The organism is Aquincola tertiaricarbonis, assembly GCF_000969605.1.
Classification (GTDB): Bacteria; Pseudomonadota; Gammaproteobacteria; order Burkholderiales; family Burkholderiaceae_C; genus Aquincola; species Aquincola tertiaricarbonis.
Window position 1 is genome coordinate 176,181 of the sequence record NZ_JZUE01000009.1, and the last position, 21,092, is coordinate 197,272.

A 21,092-nucleotide genomic window follows, 5' to 3' on the forward strand; every position below is an offset into this window, starting at 1 on the left:
CGCCGAGGCGGCCGGCGCCGATAATCCGCCGATGCCAGCCCCTCTGCAAAACGACAGCTTCCTGCGCGCCTGCCTGCGCCAGCCCACTGACCACACGCCCATCTGGCTCATGCGCCAGGCCGGGCGCTACCTGCCGGAGTACAACGCCACCCGCGCGCGTGCAGGCAGCTTCATGGGCCTGGCCACCAGCCCGGCCTATGCCACCGAGGTGACGCTGCAGCCGCTCGAGCGCTTTCCGCTGGATGCGGCCATCCTGTTCTCCGACATCCTCACGGTGCCCGACGCCATGGGCCTGGGCCTGAGCTTCGCCATCGGCGAAGGCCCGCGATTCGCCACCCCGGTGCGCGACGAGGCGGCGGTGGACGCGCTGGCCGTGCCCGACATGGACAAGCTGCGCTACGTCTTCGATGCGGTGCGCTCCATCCGCCAGGCGCTGAACGGGCGGGTGCCGCTGATCGGCTTTTCCGGCAGCCCGTTCACCCTGGCCTGCTACATGGTGGAAGGCGCGGGCAGCGACGACTACCGCCGCATCAAGACGATGCTGTACGCCAGGCCCGACCTGCTGCATCGCATCCTGGCCATCAATGCGGAGGCGGTGGCGCAGTACCTCAACGCGCAGATCGACGCCGGCGCCCAGGCGGTCATGCTGTTCGACAGCTGGGGTGGCGTGCTGGCCGATGGCGCCTTCCAGGCATTCAGCCTGGCCTACACGGCCCGCGTCCTGGCGGCGCTGAAGCGCCAGGACGCCGACGGCCAACCCGTGCCGTGCATCGTCTTCACCAAGGGCGGCGGCCAGTGGCTGGAGCAGGTGGCCGCGCTGGGCCCCGACGTGATCGGCCTCGACTGGACGACCGACCTGGGCGCCGCCCGTGCCCGCGTGGGCGACCGCGTGGCCCTTCAGGGCAACCTCGATCCGATGGTGCTGTTTGCCGGCGAGCAGGCCGTGCGGGCCGAAGCGCGCAGGGTGCTGGACCGCTTCGGCCCGCCGGCCGGTGGCGGCCATGTATTCAACCTGGGGCACGGCATCTCGCAGCACACGCCGCCGGACGCCGTCAGCGCGTTGGTAGATGAAGTGCACCGGCATTCACGCGCCCTGCGGCAGGGCGCGTAAGCCACCGGCCGAGCGCTGGAAAGCTTGACTTATCCCCAGATCGGCGTTCTCGCATGGCGCCTTTTGCAGATTTCCAGGCCGGCTGCCAGCGCTGGGGGCCTTGTTCTAAGTGCTTGATTTTCCTGGCGATGCGGCTCTGCCGCTTTTGTGGGCAACCTGTCATGCCTGCCCGGCGAATCAAGCATTTAGCGCGTCTGCCATCAGCTTCTGCACAAAGATATCCACAGAAATTCGGGGCAACTCGGGCAAACCCGGAACGCTTGCCAAGCTAGGGATGCGGCAGGCCGTCGCAAGCGGTGCAACAGCCTTCCAAAAATATCGCGCAGGGGCTTGACTTATCCCCACTTCCACGAACTGCGCCGATGGCGACCCTGGCGGCGAGTGGATGGTTCCTCACTTCAACTGTCATACGCTAAGTCTTTGATTTTTATGATTTCTTTCGTTGCCTCAGGAAGAGGCAGCCTAAGCGGCTTGCCTTGCCAATCAAGGGCTTAGCGCATCTGCCTCCAGCTTTTGCACAAAGTTATCCACAGAAAAACTGGGCAAGTTTTCGATTGACAGAATGCAAACGAGTGCTATTCGGATGGCTGCCTTGCCTTTGGCTCGCGCTTCGATGACATGCCCAGCGGAGTTGCCAACACCGTGCGAGTCCGCTTGACTTATCCCCAAAAAACGGCTTTGCGCTGGCAGGGGGTCGCGGGTAGGGCCGGGGGCGGCAGAATGACCCAAAACCGTGCTAAGTGCTTGATTTTGTTCGCGCAGGCACATGCTGCAAGCTTGGGCAAACCAACGCTGATGCCCGGCGGATCAAGCAGTTAGCGCGTCTACCTCCAGGTTTTGCACAAAGTTATCCACAGAAAATCTGAGCAAGTTCTGAAAGCCGTTTGCCATCAAGCACTTAGACGTCATCCCTCAGGCAGAACCGAGCTTCGGTGTGCAAGTTGAGCATGCAGTCACCGTGTCCGTGGCGGTGGAAACGCCGCAGCACAGCGGTTTGGGCATGCCGCTGGACTACGCCAGCCCGCAACCGCTGCCGCCCGGTACCTTGGTGCGGGTGCCGCTGGGGCGTCGCGACGTGCCAGGCATCGTCTGGCAGCGGCCGCCCCAGGCCGAGGCGCCGCCCGATTTGCGCCCGGTGCGCGAGGTGGTGTCGGCCCTGCCGCCGCTGGGCGCGCACTGGCGGCAGCTGGTGGCCTTCGCGGCGGCGTATTACCAGCGTGGGCTGGGGGAGCTGGCCTTGGCCGTGCTGCCGCCTGAGCTGCGCAAGCTGGACGATGTGCAGCTGGCCCGGCGGGTGTCGCGGCTGCGCAAGGCGACGGCGCCCGCCGTCGGCCCGGCCGCACCGCGTGTCGTCGAGCGCGCCGCCGCGGGCATCGGTGCCGCGCGGGCTGACGAAGTACCGCCGGCGGACCTGCCGCCCAGCCGCCCGCCGCTGAATGACGAGCAGCTGATGGCCGTGCAGGCCATCGGCGCGGCAGCGGGCACCTACCTGCTGCACGGTGTCACCGGCAGCGGCAAGACCGAGGTGTACCTGCATGCGGCGGAGGCGGCACTGGCGGCCGGCCGCCAGGTGCTGGTCATGGTGCCCGAGATCAATCTCACGCCTCAGCTCGAGGCCCGCTTTGCGGAGCGCTTCGCCGGCCGGCGGCTGGTGTCGCTGCACAGCGCGCTCACGCCGGCGCAGCGGCTCAAGCACTGGCTGCTGGCGCACCTGGGCGAGGCTGACCTGGTGCTCGGCACGCGGCTGGCAGTGTTCGCCTCGCTGCCGCGGCTGGGGCTGATCGTGGCCGACGAGGAACACGACCCCTCCTTCAAGCAGCAGGAGGGCGCCCGCTACTCGGCGCGCGACCTGGCGGTGTACCGCGGCCATCTGGAAGGCGTGCCGGTGGTGCTGGGCTCGGCCACCCCCTCGCTGGAAACCTGGCAGCGGGTGCAGGAAGGGCGCTACACCCGGCTGGCGCTGTCGCAGCGCATCGGCGGCGGCGTGCTGCCGCGGGTGCGGCTGTTCGACATGAACACGCTGCCCCGCCAGCGCGGTGCCGCTGCGCCGGCCCTGGCGCCGATGATCGTGGACGCGGTGGCCGAACGCATCGAGCGCGGCGAGCAGAGCCTGCTGTTCCTCAACCGCCGCGGCTATGCCCCGGTGCTGCATTGCACCGCCTGCGGGTGGAAGAGCGGCTGCCCGCATTGCAGCGCCTGGCGCGTGTTCCACAAGGGCGATCGCAGCCTGCGCTGCCATCACTGCGGCTTCAGCGAGCGCGTGCCGCGCGCCTGCCCCGACTGCGGCAACCTCGACATCGCGCCGCTGGGCCGCGGCACCGAGCGGCTGGAGGAGCAGATCGCCGAGCTGCTGCCCGGCGCCCGCGTGGCCCGCATCGACGCCGACACCACGCGGCTCAAGGGCTCGCTGGAAGCGCAGCTGGGCGCGGTGCATGCGGGCGACGTGGACGTGCTGGTGGGCACCCAGATGATTGCCAAAGGCCATGATTTCCGCCGCATTACGCTGGTGGCCGCGGTGAACCCGGACAGCGCGCTGTTCGCCAGCGACTTCCGCGCGCCGGAGCGCCTCTTCTCGCTGCTGATGCAGGCCGCCGGCCGCGCCGGCCGCGATGCCGAGCATGCGGCCCGCAGCGAGATGTGGGTGCAGAGCTGGCATCCGCAGCATGGCCTGTATGCCGCGCTGCGCAAGCACGATTACGAAGCCTTTGCCGCCACGCAACTGGAGGAACGCCAAGCCGCCGGCCTGCCGCCCTTCAGCAGCCTGGCGCTGCTGCGGGCCGAGGCGCGCGAGGCCAGCATCGCCCAGGCCTTCCTGCGGGAGGCCGCCGCGCAGGCACAGGCGGCGGCCGACGAGGCCGGCGTGACGATCTATCCGCCAGTGCCGCCGCCGGTGGCGCGGGTGGCCGACGTGGACCGCATGCAGATGCTGGTGGAGTCGCCCTCCCGGGTGGCGCTGCAGCGGCTGCTGGCCGACTGGCTGCCGCAGCTGCATGGTCTGCGGACCGTGCACAAGGGCGTGCTGCGCTGGGCGGTGGACGTCGATCCGCTGGCCATCTGAGAACCTGTGAACGAACCACTCACGCCCGCTAGACGCGCCCTCACAACCCGGCTTGTCGTTGCAAATGCTCGCCATAGCCCGAGCCATGGCTGCGCTTTGCGCCTGATCCAGGCCGCCCTGTCTCGCCGCTTGGTCGCGACTGGTTCATTCACAGGTTCCGAGGCCGGTGCGCCCGCGCAGAATGGCGGCCGACATGCCGTAAGCAGGAGCCGCCCGATGACCATGCCCACCTTCGACAGCTTCGCCGACGAAGCCCGCAGCCGCGGCTATCCGCAGGTTCTGGAGCGCAGCTGGCCGGCCGATGCCGTGGTCGAGGACCACAGCCATCCCTTCGCGGTGCAGGCGCTGGTGGTGCAGGGTGAGATGTGGCTCACCGTGGGCGGCGCCACCCGCCATCTGCAGGCTGGTGATCGCTTCGAGCTGGACCGCGACGAGCCGCATGCCGAGCGCTATGGCGCCACCGGTGCCACCTACTGGGCCGCACGGCGGGAGTGAGCCGCCGCCGCTCAGTCCACGAACTGCGCCCGCACCAGCTTCCATTCCTGGGTGCCGGTGAGGGTGCGTGAGCAGCCCAGCGGCTCGGGTTCGGCCTTCGGCGGCAACTCGCTGCGCGAACGGTCGCCGGTGCCCACGCCCATCTGCACCCGGTCCAGCCAGATGCGGATGGTGCGGCTGGGGTGGGTGTTGCGCACCTGGATCTGCACGCCGTTGCGCTGCACGCAGGTGGCGGCGAAGTCCTCCACGAACTGCACGTAGCCGGCCGCGGAGGTGTCGTCGGCCGCCGCCGCGGGCAGAGCAAGGCCGGCCAGGATCGCAAGCCCGCTGCACAGCATCCATCGCATCGCCGTCTCCAGGTACTTCGGTGTCGGGCCCATCCTAGACTGCGCGGCATGCAAGCACCGATCGTGATCGTGGGTGGTGGCGTCATGGGCGCGGCCACCGCCTGCTTCCTGGCGCGCGACCAGGGCCTGTCCGCCATCGTCATCGAGCGTGACCCGCTGCATGCGCAGGCCTCCAGCGCGCTGTCGGCCAGCTCCATCCGGCAGCAGTTCAGCACGCCGCTGAACGTCGCGCTGTCCCAGTGGAGCATTGCCTTCCTGCGCCGGCTGGGCGACGAGCTGGCCGTGCCCGGCGAGCCCGCGCCGCAGATCGGGCTGACCGAAGCCGGCTACCTGTACCTGGCCAGCCCGGCCGGTGCCGCGGCGATGCGGGCCCACCAGGCGCTGCAGGCGCGTGCAGGCGCCCAGGTGCAGCTGCTGCAGCCGGATGAGCTGGAGCAGCGCTTTCCGTGGCTCAGCACCGAAGGCATCGCGCTCGGCGCGCTCGGCCTGCGCGGTGAAGGCTGGTTCGACGGCCCCGCGCTGCACCAGGCCTTCCGGCGCAAGGCCATGGCCTGCGGCGTGCGCTTCCTGCAGGCCGAAGCAGTGGGCTTCGAGCACGACGGGGCCGGCCGCGTGCAGGCGGTGCGGTGCGCCGATGGCCTGCGCATCGGCGCCACGCACGGCGTGCTGCTCTCCGCGGGCGCCTGGTCCGCGCCGCTGGCCGCACAGCTGGGCGTGGTGCTGCCGATCAGCGGCAAGAAGCGTGACGTGTTCGTGCTGGACTGCCCGGCCGCGCCGCTGGCCGGCTGCCCGCTGGTGATCGACCCCAGCGGCTTCTGGTTCCGGCCAGAGGGCCGCGGCTTCATCGCCGGTGCGCCGCCGCGCGGCGAGGATGCCGACTTCCTGCCGCTGCACCAGATCGACCATGCGCAGTTCGACGAGCAGCTGTGGCCGCTGATGGCCGCACGCGTGCCGGCCTTCGAGGCTTTGCGGGTGAGATCGGCCTGGGCCGGCTACTACGAGATGAACGCCTTCGACCACAACGGCCTGGCCGGCGCGCTGCCGGGATGGCGCAACGTGTTCACGGCCTGCGGCTTCTCGGGCCATGGCATGCAGCACGCACCTGCGGTGGGCAGTGCGATGGCCGCGCTGATGGCCGGCGGCCGCAGCGATGCACCGTCACTGGAAGTGCTGTCGCCGCAGCGCCTGCTCGACGGCCGGCGCGTGGTGGAGCACAACGTGATCTGAGCCCGCGCCTAGTGGCGCGACGACGCCAGGAAGCTGCGCAGCTCCGGCGTGGCCGGCTCGGCGAACAGCGCCTCGGGCGCGCCCAGCTCGTGGATGCGGCCCTGGTGCATGAAGGCCAGGCGGTCGCTCACCTTGCGGGCGAAGGCCATCTCGTGCGTGACCATGATCAGCGTCATGCCCTGCTCGGCCAGGCTTTCCACCACCTGCAGCACCTCGCCCACCAGCTCGGGGTCGAGCGCGGAGGTGATCTCGTCGCACAGCAGCACCTCGGGGTTCATCGCCAGCGCACGGGCGATGGCCACGCGCTGCTGCTGGCCGCCCGACAGCTGGTCGGGGTAGCTGCCGAACTTGTCGGCCAGGCCCACGCGCTGCAGCAGCTGCGCCGCGCGCTCGCGTGCCTGGGCCTTGGGCAGGCCCTTGACCAGCGTGGGCGCCAGCATCACGTTCTGCCCGGCGTTCAGGTGCGGAAAGAGGTTGAAGCTCTGGAAGATCATGCCCACGTTCTGCCGCAGCGCGCGCATGGCCTGCGGGTCGCCATGCTTGAGCGGCTGGCCGCCCACCACCAGCGTGCCTTCCTGGAACTGCTCCAGCCCGTTGATGCAGCGAAGCAGCGTGCTCTTGCCCGAGCCGCTCTTGCCGATGAGCGCGATCACCTCGCCGCGGGTGACCTGGAGGTCGATGCCCGCGAGCACCTCGTTCGTGCCGAAGCGCTTGCGCAGGCCCTGGATGTCGACCAGCGGTGCGGTGTTGTCTTTCATGGGGGCTTTCAGGAGGTCAGCGGGCGATGCGCAGCCGGCGCTCCAGCCGGCGGCTCCACCAGGACAGCGGGAAGCACAGCGCGAAGTACATGAGGCCGACGAAACCGTAGGCGATGAAGGGCTGGAACGTGGCGTTGGCGATCATCTGGCCGGCCTTGGTCACCTCGATGAAGCCGATGACCGAGGCCAGCGCCGTGCCCTTGACCACCTGCACCAGGAAGCCCACCGTGGGCGCGATGGCGATGCGAAGCGCCTGCGGGAGGATGACGTGGCGCAACTGCTCGCGCAGGTTCATCGCCAGGCTGGAGGAAGCCTCCCACTGGCCGCGCGGAATGGCTTCCACGCAGCCCCGCCATATCTCGGTGAGGTAGGCGCCGGCATACAGCGTGAGGCATACCGAGGCCGCCATCAGCGCCGAGGTCTTCACGCCCAGCAGCGCCAGCCCGAAGTACGCCAGGAACATCTGCATCAGCAGCGGCGTGCCCTGGAACACTTGTACATACAAGCCGACCCCGCGTTGCGCGCCGGGCAGCCTGGCGATGCGGATGACCAGCATCAGCAGCCCCAGCGCGATGCCGCCTGCGAAGGCGATGAGCGACAGCCCCACCGTCCAGCGCAGCGCCAGCAGCAGGTGGCGCACGATGTCCCACGTCGAGAACTCGACCATGTCGTCTTGCCTTTGCGCCCGCGTCAGCGGTGGAAGATGAAGCGCGGCCCGGCCCAGTTGAGCAGGCTGCGCAGCAGCACCGCCAGGCCGAGGTACATCGCGGTGACGACGATGTAGGCCTCGAAGCTGCGGAAGGTGCGGCTGGAGATCAGGTTGGCCGCATAGGAGGCCTCCTGGGTGGAGATCTGGCTGCACACCGCGGAGCCCAGCATCACGATGATGATCTGGCTGACCAGCGCCGGCCACACGCGCCGCAGCGCGGGCGGCAGCACCACGCGCGAGAAGATCTGCCAGCGGTCCATGGCCAGGCTTTGCGCGGCCTCGATCTGGCCGCGGCCGGTGTTCTCGATGCCGGCGCGGATGATCTCGCAGGCATAGCCGCCCAGGTTCAGCACCATGGCCAGCACGCTCGCCACCTCCGGCGACATGCGCACGCCCAGCGAGGGCAGGCCGAAGAACACGAAGAACAGCTGGATGATGAAGGGGGTGTTGCGGATCAGCTCCACATAGGCGCCCACCACCCACTGCAGCCAGCCCGGACCCTCGGCGCGCGCCCAGGCGCAGCCGATGCCTACCACCGTGCCGATGAGCGCGGCAGCCACGGTGAGGCCGATGGTGACCAGCAGCCCGCGCAGCAGCAGCGGCCATTCGGTGAGCACGACGAGGAAGTCGAAGGACATGGGCACGGCGCCGGCGGGCGCGGGGTGGGCAGGAGCAGCCGGGTGGTTCGCAAGAGGTGTGCCACCGGGCGGCCCGCCCGGCACCGTCAGGCTCCTAGCGCCGGGCCTGCAGCGCGCGCCACAAGGCCGCGCTGGCCGGGCGCTGGCGCTCCACGGCGCAGTGCAGCCGGATCTCCAGCGGCGTGCCCCACTGGCGCGGGCCGGCTGCCACCAGCGTGCCTTCCTTCAGCTCCTTGGCCACGCAGCTGGCGGGCAGCCAGCCCACGCCATGGCCTGCCACCACCATGGCCTTGAGGGCCTCGGCCATGTGGGTCTCGAAGCGGGTCTGCAGCGCGCAGGGCTGTGGTGCGTTGAGCAGCAGCATCTCCACCACGTTGCCCAGGAAGGCGCCGGACGAATACGCCATGAAGGGCAGCGGCCGCTTGGGCACGCCGGGCAGCGCGAACACCGGGCGGCCGCGCTCGTCGGCCACCGAGAAGGGCAGGATCTCCTCCACGCCCAGCGTGACGGAGGGATAGCGCGACGCATCCAGCAGCAGTGGCAGCTGCGCATGGTGGTAGCCCAGCAGCATGTCGCATTCGCCTTCCATGAGCCGCTGCACGCCTTCGGGCACGTTGACCGCCATCACATGCGCGGCCACCTCGCCGAAGTGTTCGTTGAGCCGCTTGAGCCAGCCAGGAAAGAAGGTGAACACCAGCGTGTGCGCCACCGCGAAGGTCACGGTGCCGGGGTCGCCGGAGAGCTGCTCACGGCCATTGACCAGCGTGCGCGCGGCATAGATGCCATGCAGGATGTCGGCCGCCAGGCTGTGGAACAGCCATCCCACCGGCGTGAGCTTGGCGGGGCTGGTGCTGCGGTCCACCAGGGTCACGCCCAGCCAGCCCTCCAGGGCCTTGATGCGGCGGCTGAGCGCCGACTGGGTGAGGTGCCGCTGCTGGGCGGCACGGGAAAAGCTGCGGGATTCGGCCAGACTCAAGAAGTCTTCCAGCCATTTCGCTTCCATCGGAACGGGTCGGGTCTCAAGGGGTGACCCAGCCAAGATAGCACGCTGCTTGCGCGAAACGGCAAAGACTCAGTCCGAAACCGCATAACCATCGTCGCAAGGCGGCAGCTTCGCTACGCTGGCGGGCACGCCCGATTCCGAAGGCGACTGGAGGAGACCCGATGACTGCCCAAACCACCCGCAGCGAACACGACCTGCTCGGCGACCGCGAGGTGCCGATCGAAGCCTATTTCGGCGTGCACACGCTGCGTGCGGTCGAGAACTTCCCGATCACCGGCACGCCGATCTCGATCTACCCCGAGCTGATCCAGGCGCTGGCCAGCATCAAGCAGGCCGCAGCCCTGGCCAACCATGAGCTGGGGCTGCTCGACGGCCCGCGCTGCGATGCCATCGTGGCCGCCTGCCAGGAGCTGCGCGACGGCAACCTGCACGACCAGTTCGTGGTGGACGTGATCCAGGGCGGTGCCGGCACCTCGACCAACATGAACGCCAACGAGGTGATCGCCAACCGCGCGCTGGAGCTGATGGGCCACCGCAAGGGCGAGTACCAGCACCTGCACCCGAACGAGCACGTGAACATCGGCCAGAGCACCAACGACGTCTATCCGTCGGCGCTCAAGGTGGCCACGTACACCGGCATCTTCAGCCTGATCGACGCCATGGCCTACCTGCGCCGTGCCTTCGAAGCCAAGGCCGATGAGTTCGCCGGCGTGCTGAAGATGGGCCGCACCCAGCTGCAGGATGCGGTGCCGATGACGCTGGGCCAGGAATTCAGCACCTATGCGGTGATGCTGGGCGAGGACGAGCAGCGCCTGCGCGAGGCCGTCTCGCTGCTGTGCGAGCTGAACCTGGGCGCCACCGCCATCGGCACCGGCATCACCGCGCATCCGCAGTACGCGCCGCTGGTGATGAAGAAGCTGGTGCAGATCACCGGCATGCCGCTGGTCACCGCAGCCAACCTGGTGGAGGCCACGCAGGACTGCGGCGGCTTCGTGCAGCTGTCGGGCGTGCTCAAGCGGGTGGCGGTCAAGCTGTCCAAGACCTGCAACGACCTGCGGCTGCTGTCCAGCGGGCCGCGCGCCGGCTTCGGCGAGATCAACCTGCCGCCGATGCAGGCCGGCAGCAGCATCATGCCCGGCAAGGTGAACCCGGTGATCCCGGAGGTGGTGAACCAGATCGCCTACGAGGTGATCGGCAACGACCTGACGGTCACCTTCGCGGCCGAGGCCGGGCAGCTGCAGCTCAATGCCTTCGAGCCCATCATCGCGCACAGCCTGTTCAAGAGCGTCAAGCACCTGCGCAACGGCTGCATCACGCTGGCCGACAAGTGCGTCAAGGGCATCACCGCCAACCCGGAACGCACCCGCGCGGCGGTGGAGAACTCCATCGGCATCGTCACCGCGCTCAATCCGTACATCGGCTATGCCAATGCCACCGCGGTGGCCCAGGAGGCCCATGCCACCGGCGGCAGCGTGTACCAGATCGTTCTGGAGCGCGGCCTGCTGTCCAAGGCCAAGCTGGACGAGCTGCTGCGGCCGGAGATGCTGACCACGCCGCAGCCCATCCACGTGGGGCGCTGAGGCTTCAGGCCGGCGGGGCCAGCGCCGCCTCGCGGCCCTTCACCGCCACCCACAGCAGGCGGTTGGCCGGCGCCGGCACGCCCAGGCGGTCGCCGGTGCGCACCACGAAGCCGTTCAGGTGGTCGATCTCGGTGGGCTTGGCGCGCGACAGGTCCTGCGCGGTGGAGGAGCGCTGCGCCGGCATGGTCTGTGCGATGCGCAGCACCGCTTGCCACACCACCTCGTCCTCCAGCGTGGTGACGCCGGCCGCATGCGCCACCTTCAGGCATTCGTCCACCACCTCGCGCATCGCCGGCAGCATGCCGGTGACCTGGGCCAGCCGGCCATAGGGCAGCTCGGTCAGCGCCGACAGCGCGTTGTAGGCGCAGTTGAGGATCAGCTTGGTCCACAGCGCGGCCAGCGCATGGTCCGACACCTCCACCGGAATGCCGGCCGCGCGCAGCACCCCAGCCACGCGCTCGCTGTCGGCCGAAGGGCCGACCACCAGCTCGCCCCGGCCATGGTGCTTCACATGCCCGGGCCCGGCCATGGAGGTGGCCACGTACACCACCGCGGGCAGCACCGGCCGCCCCAGCGCGGCCTGCAGCCGCTCGGCGTTGTCCACGCCGTTCTGCAGGCTGAGCAGCACCGCGTCGGGCGAAAGGTACGGCGCCATCGCGGCGGCTGCCGCATCGGTGTCGGTGGACTTCACGCACACCAGCACCAGCTCGGCGCCCTGCACCGCGGCGGTCTCGGTGCTGGCCTGCACGGGGACCACGAATTCGGTGCCGTCGGCGGCCGACAGGCGCAGGCCGTCGCGCTGCATCGCTTCCACATGCTGCACGCGGCCCACCATCGTCACCGCATGGCCGGCCGCGGCCAGCAATGCACCGTAGTAGCAACCCACGGCGCCAGCGCCCATCACGGCGATGTTCATGGCCGGCCTTTCATCGTGTCCATTTCGCTTCGATGCGCTGGTACTCGCCGCCGGCCTTGGCCAGGTGCAGCCACTGGTCGACGAAGGCCTTCATGGCCACGTCGCCGCGCGGCAGCATGATGGCGTTCTCGGCGTACTGCAGCGGCTTGTCCGGGTTCACCGCGCACAGCACGCCGGGGTGCAGCTTCTGCTGTACCAGCGCCTCGGCCGCCTCGGTCACGAACACGTCGGCGCGGCGTTGGGCCAGCTCGTCGAAGATGGTGAGGTTGTCGGTGTGGATCGTCAGCCGGGCCTGCTTGTAGTTGGCCTTGGCAAAGCGCTCGTTGCTGCCGCCGGGGTTGGCGATGGCGCGCACCTCCGGCTTGTCGATGTCGGCCACGCTCTGGTAGCGGGCCACGTCCTCGCAGCGCACGATCGGCGTCTTGCCGTTGACCATGTACGGCGCACTGAAGAACACGCGCTTCTGCCGCTCCAGCGTGACCGAGATGCCGCCCAGCGCGATGTCGCACTGGCCGCCGGTGAAGTCGGCCAGCAGGTTGGCCCAGGTGGTCTTCACCGGCTGCAGCTTTGCGCCCATGGCCGCGGCCAGCGATTGGCCGAGGTCGATGTCCATGCCTTCGAAGCTGCCGTCCGGCTTCAGGAAGCCGAAGGGCTTGTAGTCGCCCGGTGCGCAGGCGCGCAGCACGCCGCTCTTCATCACCCGGTCGAGCGTGGATTCGCCCGCGGCGGCCGTCTGGGCCATGGCGGGCAGCAGGCAGCCCAGCGCCATCACGGCAGCGGCGGTGGCGCGGGCGGCGAACGGAACGGTCATCTTCGAAGCTCCAGTGCCGTCGTCGGTGGTGGGTGGCCGCGGCGGCAGGAGACCGGCGCTAGCGGGTGAGATGGTGACGGCGATGCCAGTCTGCCAAGGATTCCTGGGGATAGGTATCGAAGATCTGGTCCTCGCGGTCCACCACCACCGCCACCCACTCGGGCTTGCTGCCCAGCATCATGTGCGTGACCGAAGGCGGCGCGGGCAGCGGCGTGTCGATGGCGCCGGCATGCGGATGCACCAGATCGGGGTACTCGGGGTCGTACAGCCACAACGCGCTGCCACACTGCCTGCAGAAGTGGCGCTGGCCGCCGCTGGTGCTGCCGTCGTCCATCTTCGCGCGGTACACGCTCAGGTTCTCCTCGCCCTGCACCTTCAGCGTGGTGTGGTCGGCGCCCAGGTTGATGGCGAAGCCGCCGGTGCCGGCCGTCTTGCGGCAGATGCTGCAGTAGCAGCGCATGAAGGGCACCGGCTCGTGGGACACCACCGAGAAGCGCACCGCCTTGCAGTGGCAGGAACCTTCGAGTTGCATGGACAGCCTTTCTGGTCGGGGGGAGGGAAGGGGCCGGACGGGGAGGCAAGGGCGGTGCCCGCGCGGCAAGACGACTCAGGGCAGACCCGGATCGGGAATCTCCGGTGTCATCGCTGGGGCGGGAGACCAAGAATCGCGGCCAACTGGTCAGGCCAGTTGTCCAGTTGCCATGCCTCCCTATCCATGCCGCTGCAAAGCATCGAACCCCGCCGCCTGTACCGCCAGATCGCCGACCAGTTGCGCGGCCTGATCGAAGCCGGCGAGTTCGCGCCCGGCAGCCGGCTGCCGGCCGAGCGGGAGCTGGCGGTGCAGCTGGGCGTGTCGCGGCCTTCGGTGCGCGAGGCGCTGATCGCGCTGGAGGTCGAGGGCGTGATCGAGGTGCGCATGGGCTCGGGCATCTACGTGCGGCCGCGGGAGGCGATGGCCGCCGCGCCTGCCGCCGGCGTGGAGGGCGAAGGGCCGCTGGAAACCATCCGCGCCCGGCAGCTGGTGGAAGGGGAGCTGGCCGCCGCGGCCGCCGTCGCCGCCGGCCGCGACGCCGCGCTGGTGGCCGGCCTGCGCGAGGCCGTCGCGCTGATGGAAGCCGACATCGACGCCGGCGTGATGCCGCTGCGCGGCGACCGCCTGTTCCACCTGCGGGTGGCGGAGGCCAGCGAAAACTCGCCGCTACTGCGCGTGGTGACCGAGCTGTTCGACGAGCGCAACAAGCCGCTGTTCGAGCGCCTGGGCAGCCACTTCGAGAACGAAGCCAACTGGCGCGCCGCGGTGGAGGAGCACCGCCGCGTGGTGGAGGCCATTGCCGCCGGCGACGCCGCCGCCGCCCGCGAGGCGATGCGCGCCCACCTGCAGCTGTCGCACGACCGCTTCATCGCCAACTGGCCCTCCAGCGCGCCGGCCCTGGTGCCGCCAGCCGAGGCGCCGCGCCGCTAGCCGCCGCTCCCCTTACCGCCGTTCCGAGGAAGTACCCATGACCCTGCAAGAAACCGTCGCCGCCTGCCGCATCCACGGTGCGCAGGACCTGCGGCTCGAACCGGCCGGCGTGCGGGGCGACGTGCGCGGCGGCGTTTCCGGCGCAGCCACCGGCACGCTGGGCGAGCACGAGGTGCTGCTGCGCCTGGGCGCCGGCGGCATCTGCGGCAGCGACCTGCATTACTGGCAGCACGGCCGCGCCGGCGCCTTCGTCATCCGCGAGCCGCTGGTGCCGGGCCACGAGGCCTCCGGCGTGGTGGAGGCGGTGGGCGCCTCGGTCAGCCGCGTGAAGCCCGGCGACCGCGTGGCCATCGATCCCTCGCATGCCTGCGGCCAGTGCGACTACTGCCGCGAAGGCCGGCTCAACCTGTGCCGGCACATGTTCTTCCTGGGCAGCGCCAGCGTGCAGCCGCATGCGCAGGGCCTGTTCCGCGAGCGCTTCACCATGCACGAGCGGCAGCTCACGCCGGTGGCCGACCCGTCGGTGAGCCTGGGCGAGATCGCCTGCGCCGAGCCGCTGTCCATCGGCCTGCATGCGGCCCACCGCGCCGGCCCGCTGATGGGCAAGCGCGTGCTGGTGACCGGCGGCGGCACCATCGGCCTGATGTGCGCGATGTCGGCCCGGCTGGCCGGCGCAGCCCACGTGACGGTGGCCGACGTGGCCGACCGGCCGCTGGAGATCGCCCGCACCGTCGGTGCCGATGCGGTGCTGCGCAGCGACCTGGCCGATGCGGCCGAGCTGACCGACCGCTTCCACGTCGCCATCGAGGCCGCCGGCAGCCCGGCCGCGTGGCACACCTGCCTGCAGGCGGTGCGCCGCGGCGGGCGGGTGGTGCAGGTGGGCACGCTGGCGCAGGACGTCGGCTTCAACGCCAACCAGATCATGGCCCGCGAGATCGACGTGGTGGGTGCCTTCCGCGCCAACCACGAGTTCGCGTGGGCGGTGGACGCCATCGCGCAGCGGCGCGTGGACGTGCGGCCGCTGCTGAGCGCGCAGCTGCCGCTGGCCCGTGCGGCCGAAGCCTTCGCACTGGCCGCCGACCGCAGCCGCAGCACCAAGGTGCAGCTCGTGATGGAGTGATCCACCCGCGGATCGCCGACCCCAGAACAACCACCCGTTGGAGACACCGATGACCACGACCCGCTCCTTCCTGAAGGCCGCCGTCACGCTGGCCGCCCTGCTGGCTGCGGCCGGCGCCATGAGCCCGGCCCAGGCCCAGACCAAGCTCAAGTGGGCCCATGTGTACGAGACCTCGGAGCCCTTCCACAAGTGGTCCGTCTGGGCCGGCGAGGAAATCAAGAAGCGCACCAACGGCCGCTACGCGGTGGACGTGTACCCCGCCTCTCAGCTGGGCAAGGAGAACGACATCAACCAGGGCCTGGCCCTGGGCACGGTGGACATCATCATCAGCGGCTCCAGCTTCGCGGCCAAGAGCTATCCGCGCATCGGCGTCACCTACTACCCCTACACCTTCCGCGGCGTGGACCACCTGCTGGCCTACACCAAGAGCGACCTCTACAAGGAGATGGCCGCGGGCTATGCCGACAAGAGCAGCGGCAACCAGATCATCGCCACCACGTACTACGGCGTGCGGCACACCACCAGCAACAAGCCCATCGCCAAGTGCGCCGACATGAAGGGCCTGAAGATGCGCGTGCCCGATGTGCCGGCCTACCTGGCCATGCCGCGCGCCTGCGGCGCCAACACCACGCCCATCGCCTTTGCCGAGGTGTACCTGGCGCTGCAGAACGGCACCGTGGACGCGCAGGAGAACCCGCTGCCCACCATCGAGGCGAAGAAGTTCTTCGAGGTGCAGAAGAACATCGTGCTCACCGGCCACATCGTCGACCACCTCAACACCGTGGTGGCCGGCGGCCTGTGGAAGAAGCTCAGCGACGCCGACAAGAAGCTGTTCACCGACGTCGCCCAGGAGGCGGCGGCCAAGGCCTCGGCCGAGGTGGCCGAGCGCGAGAAGGAGCTGGTGGGCATCTTCAAGGGCAAGGGCATCAACGTGCAGCAGGTGGACATCGAGGATTTCCGCAGCACGGTGCTCAAGGGCGTGCCCTTCGAGCAGTACGGCTACCAGAAGGCCGACTGGGACCGCATCCAGGCGATCAAGTGATGGCTGCCGCCAACCCGACGCTGCCCGAGGGCGGTGGCTACTCGCCCAAGGCCGACCCCTCGGCCCCGGTGCAGGCCAGTGCGGCCGAGCTGGCCGGCAGCTTCGCCGAAGCCGACCAGCACCGCGTGAGCCTGGCCGGCTACACGGTGGAGGACTGGATCTGCGTCGGCTTCTTCTGGGTGATGGCGGCGCTGGTATTCCTGCAGTTCTTCACCCGCTACGTGATGAACGATTCGTTCGCATGGACGGAGGAGCTGGCGGTGTACTGCCTGATGCCGATCGTGTTCATCGGCGCATCGGCCTGCGTGCGGCGCAGCCGGCACATCCAGGTGAATTTCCTCTACCGCTACCTGCCGCCGGCCGTGGGCCGCGCGGCTTCCACCGCGGTGGACCTGCTGCGCACCGGCTTCTTCCTCTATGCCGCGTGGCTGGTGGCGCGCTATGCGCTGGCGGTCAACAACGAGCCGATGACCACCATCGACTGGAACAAGAGCCATGTGTACTGGCTGGCCTTCGCCGGCTTCGCCGCCATGGGCCTGCGCAGCATCCAGGTGAGCTGGGAGAACTGGCGCCGCGGCTATTCCAATCTCGAGCGCCCCGAGGCGTTCGAGGACATCGAGTGACGCAAGGGGCGACCGCATGGCCATCCTGATCGGTTCTTTCCTGCTGCTGATGGTCATCGGCATGCCGGTGGCGGTGGCGATGGCCGGCGCCTCGCTGCTGTACATCACCATCTCGGGCAGCGTGCCCGACATCGTGATCGCGCAGCGCATGATCGCGGGCATCGAGAGCTTCCCGCTGCTGGCGGTGCCCTTCTTCATCCTCGCCGGCAACCTGATGAACATCGCCGGCATCACCGGCCGCATCTACAACTTCGCCGTGGCCCTGGTGGGCTGGATGAAGGGCGGCCTGGGCCAGGTGAACATCATCGGCTCGGTGATCTTCTCGGGCATGAGCGGCACCGCCATCGCCGATGCGGCCGGCCTGGGCAGCATCGAGATCAAGGCGATGAAGGACCACGGCTACTCCACCGAGTTCGCGGTGGGCGTCACCGCCGCCTCGGCCACGCTGGGCCCCATCATTCCGCCCAGCCTGCCCTTCGTCATCTACGGGATGATGGCCAACGTCTCCATCGGCGCGCTGTTTGTCGCGGGCATCCTGCCCGGCGTGTTCATGACGCTGCTGATGATGGTGACGGTGGCCTGGTTCGCGCGGCGCAACGGCTGGGGCAGCGACACGCCCTTCAGCTGGAAGCAGCTGGGCGGCGCCAGCATCGAGATCCTGGTGGTGCTGGCCTTCCCGATGGCGGTGTGGCTGCTGACGCTGGCCGGCGTGTCGCCCAACATGGCGGCGGGCATCGGCTTCGTGGCGCTGCTGCTGCTGGACTGGAAGTTCAACTTCAGCGCGGTGATGGCGCTGATGGCGCCGGTGATCCTGATCGGCGGCATGACCATGGGCTGGTTCACGCCCACCGAGGCGGCGGTGGCGGCGGTGATCTGGGCGCTGTTCCTGGGCCTGGTGCGCTACCGCTCGATGACGCTGCGCACGCTGGCCAAGGCCACGCTGGACACCATCGAGACCACGGCCTCGGTGCTGTTCATCGTCACCGCCGCGTCCATCTTCGCCTGGCTGCTCACCACCACCCAGGCGGCGCAGATGCTCACCGACTGGATCTTCAGCGTGACGCAGAGCCCGTGGGTCTTCCTGCTGCTGGCCAACCTGCTGATCCTGTTCGTCGGCTGCTTCATCGACACCATCGCGGCCATCACCATCCTCGTGCCCATCCTGCTGCCCATCGTGCTGAAGATGGGCATCGACCCGGTGCACTTCGGGCTGATCATCGTGCTCAACCTGATGGTGGGGCTGCTGCATCCGCCGCTGGGCATGGTGCTGTTCGTGCTGGCGCGCATCTCGCGGCTGTCGGTGGAGCGCACCACCATGGCCATCCTGCCCTGGCTGGTGCCGCTGGTGGGCGCGCTCATCGCCATCACCTACGTGCCGGCGCTCACGCTGTGGCTGCCGCAGCAGCTGGGGCTTCTGAAGTGACCCGCATCCGCAGCGTCGAGATCTCGCAGGTGGACCTGCCGCCGCCGGTGCCGCGCGGCGATGCGATCCAGACCTTCGTCACGCAGGAGACGCCGCTGGTGCGCATCCGCTGCGACGACGGCTCCGAGGGCGTGGGCTACAGCTACACCATCGGCAGCGGCGGCTCCTCGGTGGTGGCGCTGCTGCGCGACCACCTGGCGCCGCGGCTGCTGGGCCGCGACCCAGCGCGCATCGAAAGCATCTGGCGCGACCTGCTGTTCGCCACGCATGCCACTTCGGTGGGCGCCATCACCAGCCTGGCGCTGGCGGCCATCGACACCGCGCTGTGGGACTGGCGCTGCCTGCGCGACGGCCAGCCGCTGTGGCTGGCGGCCGGCGGCGCCCGCCAGCGCATACCTGTCTATACAACCGAAGGCGGCTGGCTGCACCTGGCCACCGACACCCTGGTGCGCGAGGCGGTGCTGGCAAAGGAGCAAGGCTTCCGCGGCGCCAAGGTCAAGGTGGGCAAGCCGCACCTGAGCGAGGACCTGGACCGCCTGCGCGCGGTGCGCGAGGCGGTGGGCCCGGGCTTCGAGCTGATGGTGGATGCCAACCAGGTGTTCAACCTGGGCGAGGCGCTGCGCCGCGCGCCGCGGTATGCGGAGCTGGGCATCGCCTGGTTCGAGGAGCCGCTGCCCAGCGAGGACATCGCAGGCCATGCACGCCTGGCGGCCGCCGCCACGCTGCCCATCGCGGTGGGCGAATCGCTGTACTCGCCGGGGCAGTTCGCGGCCTATGTGCAGCAGGGCGCGTGCCACATCGTGCAGGCCGACGTGGCCCGCATCGGCGGCATCACGCCGTGGCTCAAGACGGCGCACCTGGCCGAGGCGCACAACCTGATGGTGGCGCCGCACTTCCTGATGGAGCTGCAGGTGTCGCTGTGCGCCGCGGTGCCGGCCGCGCAGTGGGTGGAATACATCCCGCAGCTGGATGCGGTGACCACCAGCCGGCTGCTGATCGCCGACGGCCAGGCGGTGGCGCCCGATGCGCCGGGGCTGGGCATCGCCTGGCACTGGCCGGAGATCGAGCGCCGGCGCGTGGCCTTCCACACCGTTTCCTGATCCGCTGAAAGCTCAACGCATGACCGACCGACTGCAAGGCAAGCGCTGCCTCGTCACCGCCGCGGGGCAGGGCATCGGCCGCGCCACCGCGCTGGCCTTCGCCCGCGAAGGCGCCACGGTGATCGCCACCGACATCGACGACCGGCTGCTGGCCGAGCTGGGCGGCACGCCCGGCATCACCACCCGCCGGCTGGACGTGACCGACGCCGCCGCCATCGCCGCCACGGTGGCCGAGGCCGGGCGCATCGACGTGCTGTTCAACGGCGCGGGCTATGTGCACGCGGGCAGCATCCTGGAGTGCGACGACGCGGCCTGGGACTTCTCCTTCGAGCTGAACGTGCGCTCGATGTACAGGCTGATCCGCGCGGTGCTGCCGGGCATGCGGGCGCAGCGCGGCGGCGCCATCGTCAACATGGCCTCGGTGGCCGGCAGCATCAAGGGCGCGCCGGGGCGCTTCGTCTACGGCACCACCAAGGCGGCGGTGATCGGCCTGACCAAGTCTGTCGCGGCCGACTTCGTGGCCGAAGGCATCCGCTGCAATGCCATCTGCCCGGGCACGGTGGAATCACCCTCGCTGCGCCAGCGCATCGATGCGCAGGCCCGCGCCAGCGGCAAGTCGATTGCCGATGTGGAAGCCGCCTTCGTGGCCCGCCAGCCGATGGGCCGGCTGGGCCGCACCGAGGAGATCGCCGCGCTGGCCGTCTACCTGGCCAGCGATGAATCCGCCTTCACCACCGGCACCGCCCAGGTCATCGACGGCGGCTGGTCCAACTGACACACGAAAGAAGCAACGCATGAAACTGCTGAGAGTCGGCCCCAAGGGCCATGAACGCCCCGCCCTGATCGACGCCCAGGGCGTGCTGCGCGACCTGTCGGGCGAGCTGTCCGACATCACCGCCCACACGCTGACGCCAGCCGGCCTGGCCCGGCTGCGCGAGCTGAACACCGCCACGCTGCCGGTGCTGGACAAGCCCGGCCGCATCGGCACGCCGTGGTCGGGCATGCGCAAGTTCATCTGCATCGGCCTGAACTACGCCGACCATGCGGCCGAGAGCAACCTGCCGGTGCCTGCGGAGCCGGTGATCTTCATGAAGGCCATCACCGCGCTGATGGGCCCCAACGACGCGGTGGTGCTGCCGCAAGGCTCGGTCAAGAGCGACTGGGAAGTGGAGCTGGGCGTGGTGATCGGCAGCACCGCGCGCTACGTGAGCGAGGCGGATGCGCTGAAGCACGTGGCCGGCTACTGCGTGGTCAACGACCTGTCGGAGCGCGAATACCAGATCGAGCGCGGCGGCACCTGGGACAAGGGCAAGGGCTGCGACACCTTCGGCCCGGTGGGCCCGTGGCTGGTGACGGCCGACGAGGTGCCCGACCCGCAGCAGCTGGGCCTGTGGCTGGAGGTCAACGGCCAGCGCGTGCAGAACGGCAGCACCCGCACGATGGTGTTCAACGTGGCCACGCTGGTGAGCTACGTCAGCCGCTTCATGACGCTGCAGCCCGGCGACCTCATCAGCACCGGCACGCCGCCCGGCGTGGGCATGGGCCGGAAGCCGCCCACCTACCTGAAGCCCGGCGACGAGATGCGCCTGGGCATCGAGGGCCTGGGCGAGCAGCACCAGAAGGTGCATGCATGGGACCCCGCCTTGATCGACAACTGAGCGACGGTTGA

General features: G+C 69.5%; 21 protein-coding genes. 13 read left to right on the forward strand and 8 right to left on the reverse strand.

Annotated features, from left to right (window positions below):
- Window positions 1–31: 31 nt before the first annotated feature.
- From hemE to VO99_RS13205, 3 genes are all read left to right on the forward strand, one after another.
- Window positions 32–1,111 carry a uroporphyrinogen decarboxylase gene (gene hemE, locus VO99_RS13195; protein WP_046113331.1) on the forward strand — a complete coding sequence of 360 codons (1,080 nt, stop codon included), beginning with the start codon at window positions 32–34 and terminating at the stop codon, window positions 1,109–1,111.
- 934 nt (window positions 1,112–2,045) lie between these two features.
- Window positions 2,046–4,169 carry a primosomal protein N' gene (locus tag VO99_RS13200; RefSeq protein ID WP_310733657.1) on the forward strand — a complete coding sequence of 708 codons (2,124 nt, stop codon included), beginning with the start codon at window positions 2,046–2,048 and terminating at the stop codon, window positions 4,167–4,169.
- 216 nt (window positions 4,170–4,385) lie between these two features.
- Entirely contained in the window at window positions 4,386–4,664 is a 279-nt protein-coding gene (locus VO99_RS13205) for a cupin domain-containing protein (RefSeq protein WP_046113332.1), read from the forward strand.
- An 11-nt stretch (window positions 4,665–4,675) separates the two neighbouring features.
- Here VO99_RS13205 and VO99_RS13210 read toward each other — a convergent pair whose 3' ends face one another.
- Window positions 4,676–5,011 carry a hypothetical protein gene (locus tag VO99_RS13210; RefSeq protein ID WP_198156935.1) on the reverse strand — a complete coding sequence of 112 codons (336 nt, stop codon included), beginning with the start codon at window positions 5,009–5,011 and terminating at the stop codon, window positions 4,676–4,678.
- A gap of 48 nt (window positions 5,012–5,059) precedes the next feature.
- On the opposite strand from VO99_RS13210, the gene VO99_RS13215 reads away from it, so the two are divergent.
- Window positions 5,060–6,238: an NAD(P)/FAD-dependent oxidoreductase gene (locus tag VO99_RS13215; RefSeq protein WP_046113333.1), complete on the forward strand. Its 1,179-nt coding sequence runs from the start codon at window positions 5,060–5,062 to the stop codon at window positions 6,236–6,238.
- A gap of 8 nt (window positions 6,239–6,246) precedes the next feature.
- On the opposite strand, the gene VO99_RS13220 is transcribed toward VO99_RS13215, so the two are convergent.
- The 4 genes from VO99_RS13220 to VO99_RS13235 form a co-directional block, all read right to left on the reverse strand.
- The gene (locus tag VO99_RS13220; protein ID WP_046113334.1) at window positions 6,247–6,996 is read right to left on the reverse strand and encodes an amino acid ABC transporter ATP-binding protein; all 750 of its coding nucleotides are present in this window, start codon (window positions 6,994–6,996) and stop codon (window positions 6,247–6,249) included.
- A gap of 16 nt (window positions 6,997–7,012) precedes the next feature.
- Entirely contained in the window at window positions 7,013–7,663 is a 651-nt protein-coding gene (locus tag VO99_RS13225; RefSeq protein WP_046113335.1) for an amino acid ABC transporter permease, read from the reverse strand.
- Window positions 7,664–7,686: 23 nt separating this feature from the next.
- The gene (locus tag VO99_RS13230) at window positions 7,687–8,343 is read right to left on the reverse strand and encodes an amino acid ABC transporter permease (protein ID WP_198156936.1); all 657 of its coding nucleotides are present in this window, start codon (window positions 8,341–8,343) and stop codon (window positions 7,687–7,689) included.
- A 94-nt stretch (window positions 8,344–8,437) separates the two neighbouring features.
- Entirely contained in the window at window positions 8,438–9,346 is a 909-nt protein-coding gene (locus VO99_RS13235) for a LysR substrate-binding domain-containing protein (protein WP_046113337.1), read from the reverse strand.
- 161 nt (window positions 9,347–9,507) lie between these two features.
- Here VO99_RS13235 and aspA point away from each other — a divergent pair, with 161 nt between their 5' ends.
- Window positions 9,508–10,926 carry an aspartate ammonia-lyase gene (gene aspA, locus VO99_RS13240; protein ID WP_046113338.1) on the forward strand — a complete coding sequence of 473 codons (1,419 nt, stop codon included), beginning with the start codon at window positions 9,508–9,510 and terminating at the stop codon, window positions 10,924–10,926.
- Between the two features lie 4 nt (window positions 10,927–10,930).
- Here the strand turns inward: aspA and VO99_RS13245 are convergent, their stop codons facing one another.
- The 3 genes from VO99_RS13245 to VO99_RS13255 are packed head-to-tail and all read right to left on the reverse strand — an operon-like array spanning window position 10,931 to window position 13,185.
- On the reverse strand, window positions 10,931–11,842 hold the full coding sequence (locus VO99_RS13245) for a ketopantoate reductase family protein (protein ID WP_046113339.1): 912 nt from the start codon (window positions 11,840–11,842) through the stop codon (window positions 10,931–10,933).
- 10 nt (window positions 11,843–11,852) lie between these two features.
- The gene (locus tag VO99_RS13250) at window positions 11,853–12,653 is read right to left on the reverse strand and encodes a transporter substrate-binding domain-containing protein (protein WP_046113340.1); all 801 of its coding nucleotides are present in this window, start codon (window positions 12,651–12,653) and stop codon (window positions 11,853–11,855) included.
- A 58-nt stretch (window positions 12,654–12,711) separates the two neighbouring features.
- The gene (locus VO99_RS13255; protein WP_046113341.1) at window positions 12,712–13,185 is read right to left on the reverse strand and encodes a GFA family protein; all 474 of its coding nucleotides are present in this window, start codon (window positions 13,183–13,185) and stop codon (window positions 12,712–12,714) included.
- A gap of 183 nt (window positions 13,186–13,368) precedes the next feature.
- Here VO99_RS13255 and VO99_RS13260 point away from each other — a divergent pair, with 183 nt between their 5' ends.
- Genes VO99_RS13260 through VO99_RS13295 form a run of 8 tightly spaced genes read left to right on the forward strand, consistent with a single transcriptional unit; the run spans window position 13,369 to window position 21,081 of the window.
- Window positions 13,369–14,115 (forward strand): FadR/GntR family transcriptional regulator, encoded by a 747-nt coding sequence (locus VO99_RS13260; RefSeq protein WP_046113342.1) that lies wholly within the window; start codon window positions 13,369–13,371, stop codon window positions 14,113–14,115.
- Between the two features lie 37 nt (window positions 14,116–14,152).
- Window positions 14,153–15,235, forward strand: a complete 1,083-nt coding sequence (locus VO99_RS13265) for an L-idonate 5-dehydrogenase (protein ID WP_052736308.1) — start codon at window positions 14,153–14,155, stop codon at window positions 15,233–15,235.
- Between the two features lie 49 nt (window positions 15,236–15,284).
- The gene (locus VO99_RS13270) at window positions 15,285–16,277 is read left to right on the forward strand and encodes a sialic acid TRAP transporter substrate-binding protein SiaP (RefSeq protein ID WP_046113343.1); all 993 of its coding nucleotides are present in this window, start codon (window positions 15,285–15,287) and stop codon (window positions 16,275–16,277) included.
- The gene (locus VO99_RS13275; protein WP_083440565.1) at window positions 16,277–16,900 is read left to right on the forward strand and encodes a TRAP transporter small permease; all 624 of its coding nucleotides are present in this window, start codon (window positions 16,277–16,279) and stop codon (window positions 16,898–16,900) included. Before VO99_RS13270 ends, VO99_RS13275 begins: the two co-directional genes overlap by 1 nt.
- A 16-nt stretch (window positions 16,901–16,916) precedes the next feature.
- A complete protein-coding gene (locus VO99_RS13280) occupies window positions 16,917–18,323 on the forward strand; it encodes a TRAP transporter large permease (protein ID WP_046113344.1) in 1,407 nt (468 codons plus the stop codon).
- Window positions 18,320–19,423, forward strand: coding sequence for a mandelate racemase/muconate lactonizing enzyme family protein (locus tag VO99_RS13285; protein WP_046113345.1), 1,104 nt, complete (start codon window positions 18,320–18,322; stop codon window positions 19,421–19,423). Before VO99_RS13280 ends, VO99_RS13285 begins: the two co-directional genes overlap by 4 nt.
- A 19-nt stretch (window positions 19,424–19,442) precedes the next feature.
- Window positions 19,443–20,198 carry an SDR family oxidoreductase gene (locus VO99_RS13290; RefSeq protein WP_046113346.1) on the forward strand — a complete coding sequence of 252 codons (756 nt, stop codon included), beginning with the start codon at window positions 19,443–19,445 and terminating at the stop codon, window positions 20,196–20,198.
- A 19-nt stretch (window positions 20,199–20,217) separates the two neighbouring features.
- Window positions 20,218–21,081: a fumarylacetoacetate hydrolase family protein gene (locus VO99_RS13295; RefSeq protein ID WP_046113347.1), complete on the forward strand. Its 864-nt coding sequence runs from the start codon at window positions 20,218–20,220 to the stop codon at window positions 21,079–21,081.
- The last annotated feature ends 11 nt before the right edge of the window (window positions 21,082–21,092 follow it).

Bases quoted from the DNA above. Each gene is read 5' to 3' on its own strand.
- hemE (WP_046113331.1), top strand. From the start codon at position 32: ATGCCAGCCCCTCTGCAAAACGACAGCTTCCTGCGCGCCTGCCTGCGC.
- aspA (WP_046113338.1), top strand. From the start codon at position 9,508: ATGACTGCCCAAACCACCCGCAGCGAACACGACCTGCTCGGCGACCGC.
- VO99_RS13215 (WP_046113333.1), top strand. From the start codon at position 5,060: ATGCAAGCACCGATCGTGATCGTGGGTGGTGGCGTCATGGGCGCGGCC.
- VO99_RS13290 (WP_046113346.1), top strand. From the start codon at position 19,443: ATGACCGACCGACTGCAAGGCAAGCGCTGCCTCGTCACCGCCGCGGGG.
- VO99_RS13255 (WP_046113341.1), bottom strand. From the start codon at position 13,185: ATGCAACTCGAAGGTTCCTGCCACTGCAAGGCGGTGCGCTTCTCGGTG.
- VO99_RS13230 (WP_198156936.1), bottom strand. From the start codon at position 8,343: ATGTCCTTCGACTTCCTCGTCGTGCTCACCGAATGGCCGCTGCTGCTG.
- VO99_RS13270 (WP_046113343.1), top strand. From the start codon at position 15,285: ATGACCACGACCCGCTCCTTCCTGAAGGCCGCCGTCACGCTGGCCGCC.
- VO99_RS13210 (WP_198156935.1), bottom strand. From the start codon at position 5,011: ATGCGATGGATGCTGTGCAGCGGGCTTGCGATCCTGGCCGGCCTTGCT.
- VO99_RS13225 (WP_046113335.1), bottom strand. From the start codon at position 7,663: ATGGTCGAGTTCTCGACGTGGGACATCGTGCGCCACCTGCTGCTGGCG.
- VO99_RS13250 (WP_046113340.1), bottom strand. From the start codon at position 12,653: ATGACCGTTCCGTTCGCCGCCCGCGCCACCGCCGCTGCCGTGATGGCG.
- VO99_RS13235 (WP_046113337.1), bottom strand. From the start codon at position 9,346: ATGGAAGCGAAATGGCTGGAAGACTTCTTGAGTCTGGCCGAATCCCGC.
- VO99_RS13260 (WP_046113342.1), top strand. From the start codon at position 13,369: ATGCCGCTGCAAAGCATCGAACCCCGCCGCCTGTACCGCCAGATCGCC.
- VO99_RS13295 (WP_046113347.1), top strand. From the start codon at position 20,218: ATGAAACTGCTGAGAGTCGGCCCCAAGGGCCATGAACGCCCCGCCCTG.
- VO99_RS13280 (WP_046113344.1), top strand. From the start codon at position 16,917: ATGGCCATCCTGATCGGTTCTTTCCTGCTGCTGATGGTCATCGGCATG.
- VO99_RS13220 (WP_046113334.1), bottom strand. From the start codon at position 6,996: ATGAAAGACAACACCGCACCGCTGGTCGACATCCAGGGCCTGCGCAAG.
- VO99_RS13275 (WP_083440565.1), top strand. From the start codon at position 16,277: ATGGCTGCCGCCAACCCGACGCTGCCCGAGGGCGGTGGCTACTCGCCC.
- VO99_RS13205 (WP_046113332.1), top strand. From the start codon at position 4,386: ATGACCATGCCCACCTTCGACAGCTTCGCCGACGAAGCCCGCAGCCGC.
- VO99_RS13265 (WP_052736308.1), top strand. From the start codon at position 14,153: ATGACCCTGCAAGAAACCGTCGCCGCCTGCCGCATCCACGGTGCGCAG.
- VO99_RS13245 (WP_046113339.1), bottom strand. From the start codon at position 11,842: ATGAACATCGCCGTGATGGGCGCTGGCGCCGTGGGTTGCTACTACGGT.